This is a genomic window from Nocardiopsis protaetiae (genome assembly GCF_045446735.1).
Classification (GTDB): Bacteria; Actinomycetota; Actinomycetes; order Streptosporangiales; family Streptosporangiaceae; genus Nocardiopsis; species Nocardiopsis protaetiae.
On the sequence record NZ_JBJJBV010000117.1, the window covers coordinates 1 to 19,353 of the forward strand.

21 protein-coding genes are annotated in these 19,353 nt (G+C 74.6%); 12 read left to right on the forward strand and 9 right to left on the reverse strand.

Going from position 1 to position 19,353, the window contains the following annotated elements; translation table 11 throughout:
- On the forward strand, positions 1-983 hold a 983-nt coding region (locus tag ACJOT3_RS18410; RefSeq protein ID WP_406974076.1), incomplete at its 5' end, for an oxidoreductase.
- A gap of 18 nt (positions 984-1,001) precedes the next feature.
- Here the strand turns inward: ACJOT3_RS18410 and ACJOT3_RS18415 are convergent.
- Positions 1,002-1,346 (reverse strand): DoxX family protein, encoded by a 345-nt coding sequence (locus tag ACJOT3_RS18415; RefSeq protein WP_406974077.1) that lies wholly within the window; start codon positions 1,344-1,346, stop codon positions 1,002-1,004.
- A 152-nt stretch (positions 1,347-1,498) separates the two neighbouring features.
- On the opposite strand from ACJOT3_RS18415, the gene ACJOT3_RS18420 reads away from it, so the two are divergent.
- Positions 1,499-2,062 (forward strand): hypothetical protein, encoded by a 564-nt coding sequence (locus ACJOT3_RS18420; RefSeq protein ID WP_406974078.1) that lies wholly within the window; start codon positions 1,499-1,501, stop codon positions 2,060-2,062.
- A gap of 88 nt (positions 2,063-2,150) precedes the next feature.
- Positions 2,151-2,828, forward strand: a complete 678-nt coding sequence (locus tag ACJOT3_RS18425; RefSeq protein ID WP_406974079.1) for a hypothetical protein — start codon at positions 2,151-2,153, stop codon at positions 2,826-2,828.
- A 20-nt stretch (positions 2,829-2,848) separates the two neighbouring features.
- Here ACJOT3_RS18425 and ACJOT3_RS18430 read toward each other — a convergent pair whose 3' ends face one another.
- From ACJOT3_RS18430 to ACJOT3_RS18440, 3 genes are all read right to left on the reverse strand, one after another.
- Positions 2,849-3,370 (reverse strand): SRPBCC domain-containing protein, encoded by a 522-nt coding sequence (locus ACJOT3_RS18430; RefSeq protein ID WP_406974080.1) that lies wholly within the window; start codon positions 3,368-3,370, stop codon positions 2,849-2,851.
- A 182-nt stretch (positions 3,371-3,552) separates the two neighbouring features.
- Positions 3,553-3,813 carry a hypothetical protein gene (locus ACJOT3_RS18435; RefSeq protein ID WP_406974081.1) on the reverse strand — a complete coding sequence of 87 codons (261 nt, stop codon included), beginning with the start codon at positions 3,811-3,813 and terminating at the stop codon, positions 3,553-3,555.
- Between the two features lie 184 nt (positions 3,814-3,997).
- Positions 3,998-4,981 (reverse strand): ArsR/SmtB family transcription factor, encoded by a 984-nt coding sequence (locus tag ACJOT3_RS18440; protein ID WP_406974082.1) that lies wholly within the window; start codon positions 4,979-4,981, stop codon positions 3,998-4,000.
- Between the two features lie 103 nt (positions 4,982-5,084).
- On the opposite strand from ACJOT3_RS18440, the gene ACJOT3_RS18445 reads away from it, so the two are divergent.
- Together ACJOT3_RS18445 and ACJOT3_RS18450 are read left to right on the forward strand one after the other, a co-directional pair.
- Complete coding sequence (locus ACJOT3_RS18445; protein WP_406974083.1) at positions 5,085-5,456, forward strand: cupin domain-containing protein; 372 nt, start codon at positions 5,085-5,087, stop codon at positions 5,454-5,456.
- Positions 5,457-5,532: 76 nt separating this feature from the next.
- The gene (locus ACJOT3_RS18450) at positions 5,533-6,624 is read left to right on the forward strand and encodes an NAD(P)-binding domain-containing protein (RefSeq protein ID WP_406974084.1); all 1,092 of its coding nucleotides are present in this window, start codon (positions 5,533-5,535) and stop codon (positions 6,622-6,624) included.
- Between the two features lie 265 nt (positions 6,625-6,889).
- Here the strand turns inward: ACJOT3_RS18450 and ACJOT3_RS18455 are convergent, their stop codons facing one another.
- The gene (locus ACJOT3_RS18455) at positions 6,890-7,441 is read right to left on the reverse strand and encodes a TOPRIM nucleotidyl transferase/hydrolase domain-containing protein (RefSeq protein ID WP_406974085.1); all 552 of its coding nucleotides are present in this window, start codon (positions 7,439-7,441) and stop codon (positions 6,890-6,892) included.
- Positions 7,442-7,630: 189 nt separating this feature from the next.
- On the opposite strand from ACJOT3_RS18455, the gene ACJOT3_RS18460 reads away from it, so the two are divergent.
- The 6 genes from ACJOT3_RS18460 (at position 7,631) to ACJOT3_RS18485 (ending at position 14,069) form a co-directional block, all read left to right on the forward strand.
- Complete coding sequence (locus ACJOT3_RS18460) at positions 7,631-8,311, forward strand: Crp/Fnr family transcriptional regulator (RefSeq protein WP_406974086.1); 681 nt, start codon at positions 7,631-7,633, stop codon at positions 8,309-8,311.
- Between the two features lie 184 nt (positions 8,312-8,495).
- Positions 8,496-9,239: a hypothetical protein gene (locus ACJOT3_RS18465; RefSeq protein ID WP_406974087.1), complete on the forward strand. Its 744-nt coding sequence runs from the start codon at positions 8,496-8,498 to the stop codon at positions 9,237-9,239.
- Positions 9,232-10,971 carry an AbeC-like domain-containing protein gene (locus ACJOT3_RS18470; protein WP_406974088.1) on the forward strand — a complete coding sequence of 580 codons (1,740 nt, stop codon included), beginning with the start codon at positions 9,232-9,234 and terminating at the stop codon, positions 10,969-10,971. Before ACJOT3_RS18465 ends, ACJOT3_RS18470 begins: the two co-directional genes overlap by 8 nt.
- Positions 10,972-11,013: 42 nt before the next feature.
- Entirely contained in the window at positions 11,014-11,607 is a 594-nt protein-coding gene (locus ACJOT3_RS18475; RefSeq protein WP_406974089.1) for a hypothetical protein, read from the forward strand.
- Positions 11,608-11,670: 63 nt separating this feature from the next.
- A complete protein-coding gene (locus ACJOT3_RS18480; RefSeq protein WP_406974090.1) occupies positions 11,671-12,606 on the forward strand; it encodes a hypothetical protein in 936 nt (311 codons plus the stop codon).
- A gap of 440 nt (positions 12,607-13,046) precedes the next feature.
- A complete protein-coding gene (locus ACJOT3_RS18485; RefSeq protein ID WP_406974091.1) occupies positions 13,047-14,069 on the forward strand; it encodes a glutathione S-transferase family protein in 1,023 nt (340 codons plus the stop codon).
- Between the two features lie 309 nt (positions 14,070-14,378).
- Here ACJOT3_RS18485 and ACJOT3_RS18490 read toward each other — a convergent pair whose 3' ends face one another.
- Entirely contained in the window at positions 14,379-15,278 is a 900-nt protein-coding gene (locus ACJOT3_RS18490; RefSeq protein ID WP_406974092.1) for a LysR family transcriptional regulator, read from the reverse strand.
- A gap of 106 nt (positions 15,279-15,384) precedes the next feature.
- On the opposite strand from ACJOT3_RS18490, the gene ACJOT3_RS18495 reads away from it, so the two are divergent.
- Positions 15,385-16,332: an EamA family transporter gene (locus tag ACJOT3_RS18495; protein WP_406974093.1), complete on the forward strand. Its 948-nt coding sequence runs from the start codon at positions 15,385-15,387 to the stop codon at positions 16,330-16,332.
- A 194-nt stretch (positions 16,333-16,526) separates the two neighbouring features.
- On the opposite strand, the gene ACJOT3_RS18500 is transcribed toward ACJOT3_RS18495, so the two are convergent.
- The 3 genes from ACJOT3_RS18500 to ACJOT3_RS18510 all read right to left on the reverse strand — a co-directional run.
- A complete protein-coding gene (locus ACJOT3_RS18500; protein ID WP_406974094.1) occupies positions 16,527-17,744 on the reverse strand; it encodes an FAD-dependent oxidoreductase in 1,218 nt (405 codons plus the stop codon).
- A gap of 40 nt (positions 17,745-17,784) precedes the next feature.
- Complete coding sequence (locus ACJOT3_RS18505; protein ID WP_406974095.1) at positions 17,785-18,597, reverse strand: TetR/AcrR family transcriptional regulator; 813 nt, start codon at positions 18,595-18,597, stop codon at positions 17,785-17,787.
- A gap of 224 nt (positions 18,598-18,821) precedes the next feature.
- Positions 18,822-19,353, reverse strand: a 532-nt coding sequence (locus ACJOT3_RS18510; protein WP_406974096.1) for a FadR/GntR family transcriptional regulator, incomplete at its 5' end; no start/stop codon positions are given.

Here is a 19,353-nt window from a genome sequence, read left to right on the forward strand (position 1 = left end):
CCGACGGGCTGGCCACCCCGTCCATGGCCGCCTACTACGCCCAGCGGGCCACCGCCGGGCTGATCATCGGCGAGGGCGCGCACCCCAACCGGGTCGGGCAGAGCAACCCGGGCACGCCCGGGCTCGCCACCGCCGCGCAGGCCGCCTCCTGGGAGCAGGTGACCTCCGCGGTGCACGCCAACGGCGGGAGGATCTTCGCCCAGATCATGCACGGCGGCCGGGTCTCCCACCGCGACACCACCGGATTGCAGCCGGTCGGCCCGTCCGACCTGCGCGTGGCGGGCGAGGTGTTCACCCCGAGCGGGCCCCGGCCCGCCTCGGCGCCGCGAGCCCTGGAGACCGGGGAGGTGCCAGGGCAGGCCGCCTCCTACGCCGAGGCCGCGCGCCGGGCCGTGGGCGCCGGGTTCGACGGGGTCGAACTGCACGGGGCCAACGGCTACCTCATCTCCCAGTTCCTCTCCTCCGAGGTCAACCGGCGCACGGACGCCTACGGCGGGTCGGTGGCCAACCGGATCCGGTTCGCCGTCGAGGCGGCCGCCGCCACCGCCGACGCCGTGGGCGCGGACCGGACCGGCATCCGGCTGTCCCCGAACGGGGTGATCTGGGGAGCGGTCGAGACCGACGTGCTCGACCAGTACACCGCCCTCCTGCGCGAGCTGGCCCGGCTCGGCCTGGCCTACGTCCACCTGGAGGGCACCGCCGACGAGGACCTGCTGCTGGAGCTGCGCCGCGCCTGGCCCGGGACGCTGATCATGAACCCGTCCGTGCCCGGGGAGCCCAAGTGGACCGACCGGAGCGCCGCCGACCACTGGCTCGGCCTGGGCGCCGACCTGGTGAGCTTCGGCCGCGCCTTCCTCGCCAACCCGGACCTCGTCGAACGCCTGCGCACGGGCCTGCCCCTGGCCCCGGCCGACGAGTCCACCTACTACCAGGGCGGCGACCGGGGCTACCTGACCTACCCGGCCCACGCGTACGCCGCGTGAGCCGCGCGGCCGGGGATCTCACCACGGCAGGTGGGCGGCGAGCGCCAGCGCCGACGCCCCGAAGAACAGGGCCCAGGCGCCCAGGTGGAGGTCCCCGGCCCGCAGGTGGGTGACGAGGGCGCCGGCGAAGTAGAGCACGAGCCCGGCCGCGGCGGCCAGGCCCACCGCGGGCACGGCCGCGCCGACCAGCAGCCCCAGGGCGCCCGCGCCGAGCAGGGAGCCCAGGACCGGGATCCACGTGTGCGGCACCCCCAGTAGGTCGGCCTGCTCGCGCGGGTGGCGGTGGCCGGTCAGGTTGGCGATCGACGCGGCGCCGCAGGCGACCACAGCGGGCAGCGAGGCGGCGAGGTGCAGGAGGGACATCGGTGTCCTTCGGGTGCTTCGGCGAACGGGTTCCACCCTGATGACGGTCCGCGGCACCCGGATGTGACATCCGGGAACCGCGGACCGCCGGGTGTCGTCCGAGGGGCGTGGCGGACAGGGATGTACACGGGCAGAGGTCGGTTTCGCAGCGGGTGCTCTGGGCGGTCACGGTCGGCCCGCCGCTCGCCGCCGCGGCGCTGATGGCCCTCGCGACCGTGGCGTACCTCCTGGTCCCGGGCCTGGTGGGGACGACGGCGATCTGGGCGGCCTGGCTGATCGGGGCCGGGATCCTGCTGTTCTGGTGGTACGACCAGGTCCGGTGGTGGGCCGTCGTCCTCTACCTGCTCGCGGTGCCCGCACTGCTGGGCGCCACCCACTTCACCGTGCGCGGGCTGGTCTACGAGGAGGTCGCCGTGACCGCCGTGTGCACGGTGACGGACGTACCGGCCGCCGAGATGTTGAGAAGCCGCGAGGACTTCCACGGCCTCGAACTGGACTGTGCGGGGACCAGGACGGCCACGGTCATCGACGACCCCGAACCCCTGGCGGAGAAGGGCGACCGGATCGAGATGGCGTACGACCCCCAGGGCCGGTTCCGGCCACTGCCGCCCGAGGACGCCTTCTGGATCCTCACCCCCGCCCTGACCTGCCTCTCCGCCCTGGGCGCGCTCATGCTGGTCCGGATCGGCACGGTCGAGGAGGACCTGTCGGCCTAGATCCCCGCACCCGCAGGGGAACCGCCCTTCCCGGGACCCCGTCACACCCGCGAACCGCACGACGGCGAAGGGGCGGGGTGGGACGACGGTGTGGCCCGACGACGAGGACATGGACTACCCGGAGGAGAAGGTGCGGCCGCTGCGGCCTGGGATGCCGGTCGCGTTCGTGCTGGCGTTCGTCGCGGCGGCCGCGGTGGGGGCCGCCTCCTACCTGTACTACGGCGCGCCGAACACGGCCCGGAGCCTCGTGCTCTCCCTCGCCTGGGTGCTGGGCTGCGTCCTCTTCCTGGTCGGGGCCCTGAAGGGCTCCAAGATGCCCGTGTTCATGGTCTTCGTCTGCTTCGCGACCGTCCCGCTGCTGCTGGGCTCCGCCCATTTCCTCGGGCGGGACCGGGCCTACCGCACGCATGCGGTGGTCGAACTGTGCACCGTGCAGGACACATCGCAGAAGACCGCCGGCGCATACCACCGTCGGCGGGGCTACGACGAGGAGGCGGTCGTTTACTACGACATTGAGTGGGACTGCCGCGGGACCGCTGTGGTGTCGGAGAGGTACTTCTCGCCCCCCGAAGCGGAGGTCGGGCAGGCCATGGAGGTGGCCCGCGACCCCCGCGGCGTCATGCAGGCGGCGCCCGCCGACGAGGTGCTGAGCCCCTTGTGGCCGTGGGCGGGGTTCCTGGCGAGCGGGCTCCTCCTGGTCGCCGCCCGGTCGAGCGGGGGCCGGTCGCCGGAGGCCGAACAGCACGGGGTCTGGCCGGATCGGTGACGCGCCGGGGCTCCCGGCGGCTACCGGCGCGGGCGGGTGAGCGGGCCCTTGGGAACGGCGGAGTCCTCCACCAGGGCGGCGAGCCCGTTGAGGCGCAGCCGGGTGGCGCCCTCCAGGTGGGCGACGTCCTGGGAGCCGTCACCGGTCAACACCAGGAAGGCGTACTGCTCGGTCCAGGTCAGCAGGGTCCCCTCGGCCGTCGGCGCGAACTCCAGGATCGCCTGGGAGGTCCACCGGGTCACCCCGTTCACCCGGGCCCGGTACCCGTACACGATCCGCCGGCCCGGCACGATGTCCAGGAACCGGGAGCGGTACTCCAGCTCCTCGGGCCCCGCCGCGCCGGGGAAGACGCTCTCGGCCTCCTCGGTTCCGCCGGTCCGGAAGTCCAAACGGTGGCGGGCCGTTGCCGACGGTCCCGGCATGCGGAACCAGCGGCGGCGCAGCGGCTCGTCGGAGAACCCGGCGAACACGCGGTCGGGGGCGGCGGCCAGGGTGAAGGGGACGGTGAAGGTGCCGTACAGCACGGGGGAGGACTCGGTCATGCCGGTGGCAACAGCCCCGCGCCGGTTCTGATTCCGTGTCCGTGCCGGAAATCGGTTTCCGGTCGTCCGTGATCGTGGTACGGGCCTCGGATGGATTTCCGAAAAACCGGTTCTCCGGGTCGCCGTGTTCGAACGGGGAGGGCCCCGCCGGAATCGACGGGGCCCCTTTATCGGAAATCGGTTCAGACCCGCCGCAACCAAAGGTATACGGTGGCCCCGCCGTCACAGAGGTAGTCGGAGTAGCGGGGGCTCTCCACCTGCTTGCGCCCCTCCGCGTGGCAGGCGGAGTAGGTCCAGTACCAGGAGTAGTACTCCCAGCAGGGGGTCTTGTTGCCGGTGCTCTCGCACTGCGGGTTCGGTTCGACCGCGGCCGCGGGTGAGGCCAGGCCGAGGGTGATGACGGTCGTCATGGCGGCGACGGCGAGCGTCTTGGTGAACTTCACGAACCACCTCTTCTGTGTTCCCGGTGAAGGGCGTCCGGAATGGACCCGCGCGGGGCGCGCGGGTGTGTTTTCCGAACCGAGAGGATCATAGGATCCCGGGAATTAAAGCAGGGGAAAAGTCGAGGCAAAGCGATGGTCAAATGAATTCACATATGAGAATTATGGGAATTCGCGGGGTTATGCCTCAGCCGCGGCCCAGCAGGGTCTCGCCCAGCGGGGTGCGGGTGTGCAGGACCCGGTTCCCCTCGCGGCGGGCGTGCGCCAGGCGGGAGCGGCGCAGCACCGCCAGGTGGTGGGAGGCCGTGGACACCGCCATCGCGCATGCGGCCCCCACCTCCGAGGTGGTCCGGGGCCCGTCCAGGCAGGCCAGCACCCGGGCCCGGCCTGCGCCCAGCAGGTCGGCCAGCGCCTCCTCGGCGGCCGCGCCGTGGATCCACGTCTCGGCCAGCCCGTCCACCGGATAGAACAGGGTGGGCTGGATCGGCGGCTCGGTGAGCACCGCGCACCGGGCGGTCCCCATCACCGACGGGGCGAGCACCACCCCGCTGCCCTCGCACCGCACGTCCTCGTCGTGCAGGCGCAGCGACACCTCGATGGTGTTGCGGTGCCAGCGCACCGTCTCGTGCAGGGTCGCCACCATGGCGCCCACCCCGCCCGCGCCCATCCGCCGCATCCGCAGGTCGATGTCGGCGCCCAGCAGGCGGCGGATCTGCGGCCAGTGCGGGGCCATCGTCGCCTCCCACACCTGCTCCCAGGCGTCGGCGAGCATGTCCCGGGTCCGCCGCGGGCGCTCGATCATCCGCGCCACGAGGTCCCTGGCGCGCCCCTCCGAGCGCACCAGCACCTTGTTCAGGTCCAGACGGACACCGTCCATCGGCGCCCGGCGCAGCCGCTCGATCTCGTCCTGCGGGGTCATGTCCCAGGTCGGGGCGGCGGTGAGGAAGTCCGGGATGTAGCCGTCCCGGCGGACCACCGCGGCCAGCCGGTCCATGGCCGGCCCCGGCACCGCCGTCCGCACCGACCGCAGCCACCCCCACTGGAGCGGGTGCCGCTGCGGGTTCAGCAGGACGCGCACCGCGTGCGCCAGCTCATGCCCCGGGGACACCCCGAACCGGATGGCCGACACGTCGTCCGCGCCGATGTGGAACCGGGCGCTCTTTCGATCCATGTCGAAACAGTAGAGCCCTCAGGTTCCCGGCCGCCAGTGTGGGGCCATCGCCCGAACGGCGGTCACAGGGACCGCCCGGCAGCCACCCACAGGAGACACCACCATGGACACCGCCACTCCCGCCGCCACCCCCCGCGCCATCCCGTTCGACGAGATCGCCGTCGGCGAGGCCCGCCGCACCGCGCGCTTCGAGGGCCGCGAGTACGGCTCCGGCATCAGCTTCTTCCTGGTCGACAACGAGCCCGGCCAGGGCCCCGGCCTGCACCGCCACCCCTACACCGAGACCTGGACCGTCCTGGAGGGCGAGGCCACCATCACCATCGGCGAGGAACGCCTGGTGGCCCGCGCCGGGGACACCGCGGTGGTCGGCCCCCGGGTGTGGCACGGGTTCGTCAACTCCGGCACCGGACGCCTGCGCATCATGTGCGTGCACGCCTCCGACACCATGATCCAGGAGTTCAAGGACGCGCAGTGACCGCCCCTGACCTGCCGGGAAGAAACCCCGCCGCGCGTTGTTGCCCATGGACGGCGACGAAGCGAAGGGGGACGCCATGACGGGCACCGCACCGGAGCCGCAGGAGGCCGAGGCGGTCGTGGTGGGCGCGGGCCAGGCCGGGCTGTCGGTGGCCTGGCACCTGCGCCGCCTGGGCCTGGTCCCGGGCACCGACGCGGTGGTCCTGGACCGGGGGCCCGCCTCCGGCGGGGCCTGGCAGTTCCGCTGGGAGGCGCTGCGCCTGGACGACGCCCACAAGGTCGACGACCTGCCGGGCATGCGGGAGATCGGGCTCAGCTTCGCCACCGCCGACGGCACCCGCCCGGCCCGCGACATCGTCCGCGAGTACTACGACCGCTACGAGCGCGCCTTCGACCTGCGGGTGCGCCGCCCGGTCGAGGTCACGGCGGTCCGCGAGGCCGGCGACGACCGCCTGCGGGTGGAGACCGACCGCGGCGTGCTGCTCACCCGGGCGCTGGTCAACGCCAGCGGCACCTGGGCCCGCCCCTTCCGGCCCTACTTCGCAGGCGCCGCCGACTTCCGGGGCGTGCAGGTGTCCACCCCGCAGTACCGGTCCGCGCGGGACTTCGCGGGCCTGCGCGTGGCCGTGGTGGGCGGGGGGACCTCCGCCACCGGATTCCTGCACGAACTGGAGGGGGTGGCCGCCGCGACCGTCTGGGTGACCCGCCGCCCGGTGCGGTTCGTCGACGACCCCGAGGCCGGGATCACCGCGGTCCGCCGGGCCGACGAGGCCGCCCGCGCCGGGCGTCCGCTGCCGAGCATCTCCAGCGGCACGGGCCTGCCCGCCACCCCGCGCAACCTGGCCGCCGCCGAACGCGGACTCCTGGTGGCCCGCCCCATGTTCACCGCCGTCGAACCCGACGGGCTGCGCTGGGCCGACGGCTCCTTCGAGCCCGTGGACGCGATCATCTGGGCCACGGGCTTCCGCTCCGAGCTCACCCACCTGGCCCCGCTGGGGCTGCGCGAACCCGGGGGCGGGGTGATGGTGGAGGAGGGGCGCGCGGTGCGCGACCCGCGGGTGTTCCTGGCCGGGTACGGTCCGCAGGCCAGCACCATCGGCGCCAACCGGGCCGGGCGGACCGTCGCCCGCCAGGTGGTGGAGTACCTGCGCACCCCGGCGGCCGCCTGAGGGGGCCGCCGGACGCGGCAGGCCCACGCTTCGCGGGGCGTACCCGGCACGCTCGGCGCGCCGTTCACACCGTTCCGGTGGCGGTCTCCCCGGCCGCCGCCTGAGGGGCCGCGCTCCGAGAGCCGCACCCGACACGATGGGCCCAAGCTCCGAGGTCGCCGCCTGAGGGGCCGCGCTCCGAGAGCCGGATCCGGCGCGATGGGCCCGCGCTCCGATGGGCCGTGCCCCGCCCGCGCGGCGCGCCCGGCGCCTGAGCGGCCCGGGCTCACCCGGTTCCGGCCGCCGCCTCCAGCGCCGCCAGCACCGCCGCCAGCGGTCCGGGCACCCGGTCGGGGGACAGGGCGTCCGCCATCGCCCGCGCGTAGCGCTCCTTCTGGTTGCTCATGAACCCGTGCAGCTGCCGGTCGGCGGGCCGCCCCCGGTGCGCGGGCTGCCTGCGGTAGGTCCGCAGCGACCGCTCCCGGCCCTGCCCGGCGATCACCCGTTCCACCCCGGCCACGCCCAGCGCCCGGATCAGCTCGTCCTCCAGGTCGTCCACGCACACGTGGAAGTCCCGGCCCAGGCCCGCCCCGGCGAACGCCCGCGCGAAGTGCCGCTCCTCGGCGGCGTCGCACAGCCCCACCAGCCGCAGCCCGGCGCCCCGCGGGCCCAGCCGGGCCACGTGGTGGCCGACGTTGGTGGCCCCGCCCATCGGCACGATCACCGCGCCCAGGGCCTGCGGGTCCATCCCGCGCCGCCGGGCCAGGGCCAGCAGGGCGGCGCGATCGCTCTCGCCCTCGACGAGGATCGCGGTGCCGAAGCCGTTCAGCCCTTCCACGCGCGCCACACTACGTCCTGCCCTCCGTCCGGCGCAGTCCTTTTTCCCGCGCCCCTTTCCCGCGCCTCCGGAACATGTCCGGTCATATGACGTCACGCTTGGACAACGCCCGACGCATCGCCCGCGGACGGCGCGACCCGGTCGCCCACCATGGAAGGAGGGATGTCGAGCGGCCGGGGAGGCACGGCGGTGGTCAGACAGGGCTTCGGAGGGCTGCTCCGGGACGACCAGTGGGAGGCCCTCGTGAGCTCCGGCTCCCGGCGGGTGCACCGCGCGTCGGCGTCGATCATGGGGCAGGGGGACCGGGTGGACTCCGTCCACGTCCTGGAGGGCGGGGACGTCAAGGTCTCCGTCCTGCTGAGCGACGGCACCGAGGCGCTGATGGCGATGCGCGGCCCCGGCGAGGTGCTGGGGGAGATGTCGGTGCTCTCCGGGCTGCCGCGCACCGCGACGGTGCGGGTGGCCCGCGGCTCCTGCACCACCTATGTGATCTCCGGCGACCGGTTCCGCTCCCTGGTGCGCAGCATGCGCCTGGAGCGCCTGCTGTGGGAGCACATCGTCCGCAGGCAGCAGGAGAGCGAATCGCTGCGCACCGAGATGGCCAAGCTCGGCTCGCGCCGTCGGCTGGCCGAGACCATGCTCCGGCTCGCCGGGCCCGCGGCGCCCCCGGGGGACGGGACGGTCGAACTGCACCTGACCCAGCGCGAGATCGGCGAGGCCGTGGGCCGCTCCCTGTCCTGGGTCCAGACGGAGATCCGCCGCCTGCGCGAGGCGGGGGTGGTGTCCACCGAACGCGGCAAAGTGCTGATCCACGGCGCGGACCGGCTGCGCGGCGCCCTGGCGGACGAGCCCGGCGGGCGTAACGACTGATTCTCGGGCACATCCGCGGAGAAGGTTCCCCCGGATGCCCAGTTCTGGGTAAAGGGCTTGTCCCCAACGGGTGACAGTGGTGTCCACGCGGTTCCGGAGGACCGTGTGAGTCACCTTGCCATTCGAGGAGTCAACGAAGACCATGGCGGATATTTCTCGCCGTGCCCGGCGCACGAGCCTCAGGATGCCGCCGCAGCGCGCCGTACTGGCATTCGACGCGGAGGGGTTCTCCCGCACCTCCTCCCGCCACCAGAGGCTGCTCAACACCACCGTGCGGGACGTCCTGGCGGAGGCGTTCCAACGCTGCGACCTGGCCGACCTGTGGCGCAACTGCTCGTTCCCCCAGCACACCGGCGACGGGTACGTCGTCGGCGTCCACTCGGAGTACCTGCCCCTGCTCGTCCACCCCCTGATGGACGAACTCCAGGGGGTGCTGGTCGACGCCCAGCCGCACCTGGCGTTCGAGGACCGCGACCTGCGGCTGCGCCTGCGCGCGGCGGTCGGCCTGGGCCCGCTGCCCGACAGCGGCGGCGCCGAGCCCGGCGACGGCGTCGGCACCGCGATGACCGAGACCCACCGGCTGCTGGACGCCGCCCCGCTCAAGGAGGCCCTGGCCGCCGCGGACCCGGAGCTCACCCTGCTGGTGGTCGGCCTGACCGGGCGGGCCCACGAGGACGCGGTGCTCGGCGGGTACACCGCCCTGCCCCCGCGCGCCTTCCACGAGATCGAGGTGTCCCACCCGGCCAAGGGGTACCGGGCCGTGGGCCACCTGTACGTGCCGCGCCCCTCCACCCGGCCGGGGCACGCGGCACCCGAACCCGTCGGGCGAGCGAGGGCCCGGCACGGGGACACCGCCCCCGGGGCACAGGGGCCCGGCCCCCGCCCGGCCCCGGGGACGGTCGTCTTCGAGGCGGTCCACGATGTCTGACGGGACCACCCTGCCGTTCCCGGTCGGTGATCCCGATCCCTCGGACCTCGTCCCCCTCGGCTCCGGTCCCCCTGATCCCGGTCCTCCCGATTCCGGTTCCCGCGGCTCAGGTTCCCCCGATTCCGGTTTCCCCGACCCCGGTGCGCCCATCCCGGGGTCGGGGTCCGGGGACCCGGCCGCGCGGGGGTTCGCCGCCGACGCGCCCACCGGCACCTCCCCCGAGGTCACCCGCCTGCTGTGCCTGGGCGCCTACCTCGACGGGGTGTTCCGCAGGACCGTCCTGAACCGCCTGGTGGTCGAGAACCTCCGCGTCGTGGCCCCCTCCTACGGGTTCGACGCGGTGCCGGTGGTCGCCCACTGCATGCGCGCCGACCGGATCGACGAGGAGTTCCGCGGTCGGCTGGCCTCCGCCCGGATCCTGTTCATCGTGGTTCTGATGGTGGTCGCGCTGCTCGTGGTCCTCGGGTGGACCGACTCCGCGAACTCCGGCCGGACGTCGGCCTGGGCGGTCGTCCTGGTGGTCCTCGCCGTCCTGGCGTTCTGCGCCCGGATCGGCGTCCACTTCCTGCCCGGCGACACGGGCCGGGACGCGGTGGAGCGGGCCCGCGAGGTCGACTCCCACGTCTTCCCCTGGCTGGTACGGCGCGCCCACCTGGACCACGTCAAACGCGTCTTGGCCGAGGAGCTCAGCGAGGAGACGTTCACCGGGGGCCGCCCCGCCGACGACGTGACCGCCGAACAGGAGGTGGCGCTGCGCACCATCGCCCGCGAGCAGTACTCCGCGCTCATCCCGTACCGCATCGGCGACCCCTTCCTCGGGGCGGGCGTGGAACTCAACACGTGGTCGCTCGCCCTGGAACTGCGCAAACGCGGCGCGGAGCGCGCCGATCCCGGACACCCGCTCGACGAGCGCGCCGTCATCGACCTGATCCGGCCCCGGCTGGAGTCGCTGACCCTGTCGGCGGCCGGGCACAGCCGCGACCGGCTCGGCGGGCTGGAGATCTCCGAATGCGTGTTCCTGCCCGGCGCCCTGCCGTACGGCGCGCTGCGCAGCAGGCTCCCGGTGGGCGGGGCCGACGACGCGCGGGTGGCCGACCACCTCCGCGCCGCCGTCGGCGAGGGCGGCGAGCAGCGCCGCCACTTCCTGCGCATCCGGGTGGCGGGCTGGGACGAGCAGGTCGTCGTCACCGTGTTCGTCCGGGTGCACACCCAGGGCGGGGTCCTGCTGCTGGAGATCATCCCCTACCTGCTGGGGCCGCTGGACGACCGGTTCCAGGTGATGGACCTGCTGGTGGACGCGCTCACCTCCGGCGTGGACGTGGACCACCTCGTCAAAGAGCGGCTGGAGCGCGACACCGGTGTTAGAGGGGCCGTCGACGCCCTGCTGCTGACCCGGCGGGCCACCGGGTCCGGGATCGCCTCCGACGACTGGGTCCGGCGGGTCCGCGGACCCGTGTTCTCGCTGCGCGAGCACGCCCACGACCTGGAGCTGTCGCACTTCCAGCGGATGGACATCGTCCGCTACGTCAAGACCCTGGGGACGCGTATCGCGGAGGGCGTCAACCGCGCGCTGGAGCAGGCGGGATACGAGACCGACGAGTTCCGGCAGCAGATCGTCAACCTCGGGGAGGGCGCCGTCTTCATCGACGGCTCGATGAACGGCGGGGCCATCGCCACCGGCCGGGGTTCCAGCGCGCAGGACCGCTCCAGCCGGGGCGGGTCCGGCGCGTAGGGCACGGCACCACGAGCACGGCACCACGAGAGGGGAGAACACATGGCACACCGGAACGACCGCTACGACCGGCAGGACGAGCCCGAGCGGTTCGAGGGGGCCGAGCGGCCGGAGGCCGCACCGGCCACGGGCGGACTCTACATCGGGGGGTCCTTCACCGGCGGCGCAGCGGCCACCGGACGGAACGCGACGGCCGAGGACGCCTCCCGCAACGAGGGGCCCGCGGCCCCGCCGCCGCCGGTCACCGCCCGCCCGGTCAGCGCGCCGCCGGGGCAGACGGTGATCGGCGGGCACTTCACCGGCGGCGCCCTGGCCGCCGGAGAGGGTTCCCGCGCGGCGAACACCTCGGTGCGCACCGACGCGCTCACCGCCAAGGTCCTGGCGGACCTGGAAGCGGTGCGCACGGCCCTGGCCGCCCGGCCCCCCACCATCGAGACCGAGGCGGTCGACGACGCCCTGGGCCGCGCCCGGCAGACCATCGAGGAGGGCGGCGAGGTCACCCCCACGCTCCTCCAGCGCCTCCTCGGCCTGCTCCGCGGCGGCAGCACCGTGCTCGGCGAGGTGGCGCGCGGCACCCACGCGGTGCAGGAACTGCACTCCACCCTGTGCGCGATCGAAGAACGCCATGGCGGCTGAGCCGGGGCCGGTCCCCCTCCGGCGCACGCCCGCCCACGAACACGACGAGGAAGGTCCGACACGATGACGACGACACCGCGCTGGGACGACGAGCGCCAGCGCTGGGAGCGGCCACCCGAGAAGCCGCTGCCCGACCCCCCGCAGGCCGGGGTGCCGGTGGTGCCGGCCGCGGGCCTGGCGGCGGCCGTGCTGCTGGGTGCCACCCCGGGGCTGGCCACCGCCGAGGAGGCGCAGCCGCCGGCAGTCGCCGACCGGCTCCCGGGCGAGGAGTACGAGGACCACTCGTCCGAGGGCGACCTCACCGAGCCGCCCGGGTCGGAGCCCTCGGACTCCTCGGCCTGGAACGGCGACGGCTCCGGGGACCGCTCGCCCAACGGCGGGGACGGGAACGGCGGGGGCAACGGCGTAGGCGGGGACGATGGCGGCGGCACGGGCACGGGCGGCCGGGGCGGGGGAGAGGACACGGACACCCCCGGGACCGGCGGTTCCAGCGGCTCCGGTGGCTCCGACGCGACCGACCCGGACACCCCCGGCACCGAGGACCCGCCCGAGGAGGAGCCGTCCCCCGACCCCTCGACCGCCCCCGACACCGCGCCCTCCCTGGACGCGAACGTGTGGGAGTCGGCCGACGGGGGCCAGGACGAGCGGGTCTTCACGCTCATCGCCGACGAACGCTTCGAGGCCGTGCTCACCTGGGAGGAGGGCGGGGAGGGCGACCTGGACCGGGTTCTGGAGGACCGGGTCCGGGTGCCCGCCCGCGCCGAGGAGGGGTACGAGGAGGTCTTCGCCGCCCAGGGCGGCGATTGGCTGCCGGGCGACCCCGCGTTCGAGTACCGGTACGGGACCGACCCCGCCCGGTACGCGCTGGCCACGGCCCTGGCCGGTGACGGGCGCGTGGTGACCCTGACCCTGCGCGGCCCGGCAGAGGAGGGCGACGCGCCCCTCAAGGGGCACCTGAGTGAGGTGCTCCGGTCGCTCGGCCAGGAGACGGGCGGGTGACCCCCGCCGGAAGGACCCCCGGGAGGGAGTGACCCGGGGCGGGGCGGGTGCGTGTCGAGGACGGAAGGCACGCGCCCGCTTTCGCGTGCGTGGGTGCGGGAGCGGGTGTGGGAGCGGGTGCCGCAGCCGTCTAGCCAAGCTTGACCAGTGGCGGTCCCCGCCTTCGCGTACGTGGGTGCGCCGCAGCCGTCTGGTCAAATTTGACTAGTGGCGATCTCCGCTTTCGCGCGTATGGGCGCACCGCGGCGGTCTGGTCGAATTCGACCAGTGGCAGTCTCCTGCTTCGGTGCGCGTGAGGGCGCCGCAATCATCTAGTCAAGTTTGACCAGTGGTGACCCCCGCCTCCGCGGCCGTCGGCGCCGGTACCGGTACCGGGTGGGCCGCGGCTCCGGGGATACGATGCGTGCGGGAGCACCGCCGGTGCCGGGAGGAGAAGCGGGATGCGGGCCAACGAAGTCCCCACGGAGGAGATCACGCGCGATCCGGCGGCCTTCGCCGACCGGGTCACCGCGGACGGCCGGTTCGGCCGCCCCGCCGAACCCGGGCGCTACCGGCTGGTGGTCAACCGGGCCTGCCCGTGGGCGCACCGGACCGTCATCGTCCGCCGCCTCATGGGCCTGGAGGACGCGATCTCCCTCGCCGTCACCGACCCGAAGCAGGAGGTCATCGACGGCGACCCGCACTGGGTGTTCACCGAGGAGACCGGTAGCCCGGGCGGCCTGGACCCGGTGCTGGGCATCCACGCCCTGCGCGAGGCCTACCTGGCCCGCGACCCCGGCTACACCGGCGGGGTGAGCGTGCCCGGCCTGGTCGACACCGCCACCGGGTACCTGGCCACCAACGACTACGACCGGCTCTGCCTGGACCTGGCCACCGAATGGGGTCCGCTCACCCGGGAAGGCGCCCCGGACCTGTACCCGGAGCCGCTGCGCGAGGAGATCGAGGCGGTCGGCGCGGAGGTCTACCGCGACCTCAACAACGGTGTGTACCGGGCCGGGTTCGCCCCCGACCAGGCGCGCTACGACCGGGCCGTGGCCGGGGTGTTCGCCCGCCTGGACGACCTGGAGGCCCGCCTGTCCTCCCGCCGCTACCTGGTGGGGGAGAGCCTGACGATGGCCGACATCCGGCTGTTCACCACCCTGGTGCGCTTCGACGCGGTGTACCACGGGCACTTCAAGTGCAACATCGCCAAGCTCATCGAGTACCCGGCGCTGTGGGCGTACGCCCGCGACCTGTTCCAGACCCCGGGGTTCGGGGACACCACGCACTTCGACCACATCCGGGTCCACTACTACTGGGTGCACACCGGCATCAACCCGACGCGGGTCGTGGCCGCCGGGCCCGACCCGGAGGGCTGGCTCGCCCCGCACGGGCGCGAGGCGCTGGGCGGGTCGCCGTTCGGGGAGGGCGGCGCGCCCGGGCCGGTCCCGGCGGGCGAACGCGTCCCCGACATCGCCGACTGAGCGCCGCACGCCGCATGGCGCGCGCCGAACGGCCCGTGGCGTGTGCCGTGCGGCCCGTCGTGCGTGCCGTGCGGCCCGTGGCGTGTGCCGTGCGGCCCGCGGTGTGTACCGAGCGGCCCGTCGTGCGTGCCGTGCGGCCCGTGGCGTGTGCCGTGCGGCCCGCGGTGTGTACCGAGCGGCCCGTCGTGCGTGCCGTGCGGCCCGTGGTGTGCGCTGAACGGCCCGCCGTGCGCACCGAACGGCCCGTGGCGCGCCGAGCGGCCTGCGGCACGGCGTGAAGCGGGTGGCGCGCCGCGCGCCGCGCCGGCCTCAGAGGCGGGCGGCGTGCTCGCGCAGCACCCGCACCGTCTCGGTGATCGCTGGACGGCGGGAGGCCCCCTCGCGCCACAGCACCGCCAGGCCCCGCACCGGCGCCGGGTCCACCCGCCGCACCGCCACGTCGGCGGGCAGCGGCCCCCGGCCCAGCCGCGGGACCACCGCGATGCCCAGCCCGGCGGCCACCAGCGCCAGCTGGGTCTGGTACTCGGCCACGTAGTGGGCGATGTCCGGTTCGGTGCCGGTGGACCGCACCGTGCGGGTCAGCCAGTCGTGGCACACCGTCCCCGGCGGTTGGCAGATCCACCGCTCCCCGGCCACGTCGGCGCGGGTCAGCGACTCCCGGGCGGTGAGCGTGTGGTCGGGCGGCAGCAGGACGTCGCAGCGGTCCTCGCCGATGCGTTCGCGCACCACCCCCTCGGGGACGCTCATCGGGGCGATGTCCCAGTCGTGCACGACGGCCAGGTCCACGGTGCCCTGGGCGACCATGTGCGGGGTGGCGTGCGGGTCCTCCTCGACCAGCCGCACGTCCAGGGCGGGGTGGGCGGCGGCCAGCTCGGCGAGCACCCCGGGCAGCAGCCCGCGCGCGGCGGTGGCGAAGGACGCGACGCCCAGCCGCCCGTGGGGGCGGCCGCGCCGCTCCTCCAGGGACACCTCGGCCTCCTCGACCAGGGCGAGCACCCGGCCGGCGGTGCCCACCAGCATCGTGGCGGCGTCGGTGAGCACCACGCCGCGCCCCTGCCGCTCCAGCAGCGGGGTGCCGGTCTCGCGTTCGAGCTTGCCGACCTGCTGGGAGATCGCCGAGGGGGTGTAGCCCAGGGCCTTGGCGGCGGCCGCGACGGAGCCGTGGACGTGGACGGCGTGCAGGGCGCGCAGCCGGGAGAGGTCGAGCACGGGGTGCTCCTTTCGGGAGGGCCCCTCCATTATGTAGCAGGGGTGAATCCGACGGTGTAGGAATCTTTGCTGGTGCTTAATCCTCCGGGCGGCCATGATCGAACCCATGCGTCCCCTTCACCTGTTCCTGGCCGTGCTCGTCGCGGCGATCTGGGGTGTCAACTTCGTCGTGATCGAGGTCGGCCTCGACCACTTCCCGCCCCTGCTGTTCACCGCCCTGCGCTTCCTCGTCGCCGCCGTGCCCGCGGTCTTCTTCGTCAAGCGGCCCAAGGTCGCCCTGGGGTGGATCGTCGTGGTCGGGCTGGCCCTGGGGGTGGCCAAGTTCGGGCTGGTCTTCACCGGCATGCACCTGGGCATGCCCGCCGGGCTCACGTCCCTGGTGCTCCAGGTGCAGGCGGTGTTCACGGCGGCCTTCGCGGTGGTGTTCCTGGGCGAGCGGCTGCGCCCGCTGCGCTACCTGGGCATGGCGGTGGCGCTGGGCGGGATCGGCGTCGCGGCCTGGGCGCAGGGCGCCTCGGGGCCGCTGGCGGCGTTCTCGATGATCATCGCGGCGGCCGCGTTCTGGGGGCTGGCCAACGTGGCCACCCGCAAGGCGGCCCCGCCCGACGCCCTGTCCTGGATGGTGTGGGTGAGCCTGGTGCCGCCGCTGCCGCTGTTCGCGCTGTCCCTGCTCGTGGAGGGGCCGGAAGCGGGCCTGGCGGCGCTGCGCGGGCTGGACCTGGCCGGGTTGAGCGCGCTGCTGTTCATCGCCTGGGTGGCGACCGTGTTCGGGTTCGGCGTGTGGGGGTTCCTGCTGCGCGAACACGACGCCTCGTCGGTCGCCCCGTTCACGCTGCTCGTCCCGGTGTTCGGGATGCTCTCGGCCTGGGTGTTCCTGGGCGAGGCGATCACCCCGCTCAACCTGCTGGCCGCGGTGCTGCTGGTGGGCGGCGTCTCCCTCACCGCCCTGGGCGGTCCCCGCCGCCCGGCCGCCCCGGAACCCGCCGAGCCCGCCCCGGGGGAGGGGACAGGGGCGGGGCGTGCGGACACCGCCCAGACCGCAGGGAAGGGGTGAGGGGGCACGGTGCCCGGACGCCGCCCTGACCGGGGGGAGGGACGGGAGGTGCGGACACCGCCCATGCCGCGGGGGCCGGTGAGGGGCGGTGTCCGGACATCGCCCCGAACGGGCGTGTGGGCGCCGCCAGGGCTGTGCGGGACGGGTGAAAGGTGCGGGTCCGGACGCCGTCCCGGCGAGGGAGACAACAGGGCTCAGCGGCGGGCGAACTCCGGGGCGTGTTCCGAGCGCAGGCCCAGCCCGATGAGCCGGGCGGGCACCGCCGACATGAACGGCAGGTGCTCCATCACCCAGACCAGCGGCGCGGGCGGGCCCAGCCGTTTCCCCTGGATCATCGGCTCGGCCATGACCTTCTCCATGGTCCGCTGGAGGCGCTGGACGACGGCGGTCGGCAGCAGCCGGCGCCCGCGCACCCGGGCCAGGGCGCGGGTGTCGGCGCGGCCCTCGCGCAGCGGTTCCGCCAGCAGGGTCGCCGCCGCCACCGCGTCCTGCACGGCGAGGTTGATGCCGACCCCGCCGATCGGGGACATCGCGTGCGCGGCGTCCCCGATGCACAGCACCCCCTCGGCGTGCCAACGGCGCAGCCGGTCGAGCCGCACGTCCAGGTGCTTGACGTCGTCCATGGACTCCAGGGCTGCGGTCCGGTCGGCCAGCTCCGGGACCAGCTCGGAGATGTCGGCCCGGAAGGCCTCGATGCCCCGGGCGCGCAGCCGTGCGTCGGTCCCCTTGCGGGCGATGTAGGCGACCTGGAGGTACCCCTCGCGCGGGATGACAATGAGGAAGCGGCCCAGCCCGGCCCGGGGGGTGAGCGCCGTGAGCCCGCCGTCCTCCTCGGGCAGCCGGAACCACCAGGCGTCGATGCCCACCGGGAACTCCTTGGAGACCAGCCCGGCCTCCCGGCGCACCAGCGACCGGCGGCCGTCGCAGCCCACGGTGAGGTCGGCGCGGATCCCGCCCTCGCCGTCGGGTCCCCGGTAGCGGGCGCCGACCACCCGGCCGCCCTCCCGGAGCAGGCCGGTGACCTCGGTGCCCATCCGCAGGGTGAAGGACGGCTCCTCCCGGCCCGCCTCGGCGAGCAGGTCGAGCAGGTCCCACTGCGGCACCATCGCGATGTGCCGGTAGCGGCCGGGCAGGCGGCGGAAGTCGGCGACGGTCACGGTCCGCCCCCCGCCGAGAGGGAAGGCGACCCGGTCCAGGGGGCTCTGCGGCAGGGCGGCGAACCGCTCGCCCAGGCCGAGTTCGTCCATCAGCCGGACCGTGGAGGGGTGGACGGTGTCGCCGCGGAAGTCGCGCAGGAAGTCGTCGTGCTTCTCCAGCACGGTCACCGCCACGCCCGCTCGGGCGAGCAGCAGGCCGAGCACGATCCCGGCGGGGCCGCCGCCGGCGATCAGGCAGGTCGTGCGTTCGGTCATCGGGATCTCCCGGTTCCGGGGCGGTGCGGCCGCCCCTGGGTCACTGCGGCGGGTCGGTCGCCACGGCACGGAGGAAGGCCCGGCCGAACACGGCGCAGGTCGCCTCCATGTCGGGGAAGCTCACGCCGGGCACGCCGGTCAGGGCCGGGCGCAGCGCGAAGTGGACGACGGTGGGGGCGAGCAGCTGCTGGACCAGCAGGGGCAGGGGCAGGTCCCGGACGCGCCCGGCGGCGACCTCCCGGGTCAGCCAGCCGCCCATGGCGGCCAGGGCGCGGGGGAAGAAGCGGGTCGCCATCATGTCCCGGGTGGGGCCGGTGGGCCGGGCGAACACGTCGGCCAGCAGGGCGGGCATCACCCGGGGTTCGCTGGTGAAGGCGCGGGCCAGCCGCAGGTGGACGCCCAGGACGGCCGCGGCCAGGTCCTCGCCCGGGTCGGCCAGGTAGGCCTCCAGGTCGGGCAGCGGGCTGTACCGCTCGAAGATCTCCGCCAGCAGGTCGTCGCGCGAGCCGAAGGCGGCGTACAGGCTGTGCACCGAGCAGTCGGCGGCGACCGCGACGGCCTCCAGGGTGGTGGCCGCCAGGCCCGCCTCGCTCAGCAGGCGCGCCCCGGCCGCCACGGCCCGTTCGCGTACGGGCGGGCGCCCGCCGGGGTCCACCCCGGCCGCGCGGACCGCCGCGTCCAGGGCCCCGCGCCTGCCCCCGAGGCGGCGCAGGAGGGTGCTGCGGGAGACCCCCGCCTCCCGCGCGATCTCGACGAGCGGCACGTCGGCCACGTCCCTTCCCGTCCGGTCGGCGGCGCGGAGCGCCGCGGCCACCAGGTCGTCCGGTGCGTGTTCGTGTTCGGTATCTGACATCACGATCAAGCTAACCCGTAACCGAGTTCCGAACAAGGAGTGTGGTGAGCACGGGACCAGGGAGGGGAAAGAGGCGCCGGGGACGCGGGGGAAGACGCGGGGGAAACCGCCCATGGGCGCCTCACCGTCCCGTGCGGGTGCGGCCGTTCCACCGGCGGACGCCCCCCGGGGCACCGACCGGGCATGGCTGCGATCGAAGGGGAAGGGCTCCGGGGCCACGCGTCCTAGGAGAGGAAGCCGCGCATGAGGGCCTCGCTGCCCTCCAGGTGCTCGCCCACCGCGCGGCGCGCGGCGTCGGGGTCGCCCGCGCGCACCGCCGCCACGATCGCCCGGTGCTGGGCGCTGCTGTGCTCCAGGTTCTTGACCAGCATCGGCATGGCGTCGAGCAGGTCGTTGACCCGCATCCGCACGTCCGTCAGCGCCGCCGCCAGCGACGGCGACCCGGCCAGCTCGGCCAGGGTCAGGTGGAAGACGGTGTCCAGACGCCGGTAGTCGGCGACCTCCGCCCCGTCCACCGCGTTCAGTCGCCCGGTGAGCAGCCGGTCCTGCTCGGCGGTGAGCCCCCGCTCGGCCAGCAGCGTCGCCGCGCCGATCTCCAGGGCCCGCCGGAACGCGAACAGGTCGTCCAGGTCCACGGCCATGCCTTCGAGCACCCGCCGGGCCTCGGCCCGGCTGGGCCGGGGCCGGACGTAGGTGACGAAGGTGCCGCCGGTGCGGCCCCGGCGCGACTCCACGTAGCCCGCCTCCGCCAGGGCG

What these genes read in the sequence shown, in the direction of transcription:
- ACJOT3_RS18415 (WP_406974077.1), bottom strand. Translation starts at nt 1,346, where the DNA reads ATGTCCCTCCTGCACCTCGCCGCCTCGCTGCCCGCTGTGGTCGCCTGC.
- ACJOT3_RS18430 (WP_406974080.1), bottom strand. Translation starts at nt 3,370, where the DNA reads ATGACCGAGTCCTCCCCCGTGCTGTACGGCACCTTCACCGTCCCCTTC.
- ACJOT3_RS18440 (WP_406974082.1), bottom strand. Translation starts at nt 4,981, where the DNA reads ATGGATCGAAAGAGCGCCCGGTTCCACATCGGCGCGGACGACGTGTCG.
- ACJOT3_RS18445 (WP_406974083.1), top strand. Translation starts at nt 5,085, where the DNA reads ATGGACACCGCCACTCCCGCCGCCACCCCCCGCGCCATCCCGTTCGAC.
- ACJOT3_RS18450 (WP_406974084.1), top strand. Translation starts at nt 5,533, where the DNA reads ATGACGGGCACCGCACCGGAGCCGCAGGAGGCCGAGGCGGTCGTGGTG.
- ACJOT3_RS18465 (WP_406974087.1), top strand. Translation starts at nt 8,496, where the DNA reads ATGCCGCCGCAGCGCGCCGTACTGGCATTCGACGCGGAGGGGTTCTCC.
- ACJOT3_RS18470 (WP_406974088.1), top strand. Translation starts at nt 9,232, where the DNA reads ATGTCTGACGGGACCACCCTGCCGTTCCCGGTCGGTGATCCCGATCCC.
- ACJOT3_RS18475 (WP_406974089.1), top strand. Translation starts at nt 11,014, where the DNA reads ATGGCACACCGGAACGACCGCTACGACCGGCAGGACGAGCCCGAGCGG.
- ACJOT3_RS18480 (WP_406974090.1), top strand. Translation starts at nt 11,671, where the DNA reads ATGACGACGACACCGCGCTGGGACGACGAGCGCCAGCGCTGGGAGCGG.
- ACJOT3_RS18485 (WP_406974091.1), top strand. Translation starts at nt 13,047, where the DNA reads ATGCGGGCCAACGAAGTCCCCACGGAGGAGATCACGCGCGATCCGGCG.
- ACJOT3_RS18495 (WP_406974093.1), top strand. Translation starts at nt 15,385, where the DNA reads ATGCGTCCCCTTCACCTGTTCCTGGCCGTGCTCGTCGCGGCGATCTGG.
- ACJOT3_RS18500 (WP_406974094.1), bottom strand. Translation starts at nt 17,744, where the DNA reads ATGACCGAACGCACGACCTGCCTGATCGCCGGCGGCGGCCCCGCCGGG.
- ACJOT3_RS18505 (WP_406974095.1), bottom strand. Translation starts at nt 18,597, where the DNA reads ATGTCAGATACCGAACACGAACACGCACCGGACGACCTGGTGGCCGCG.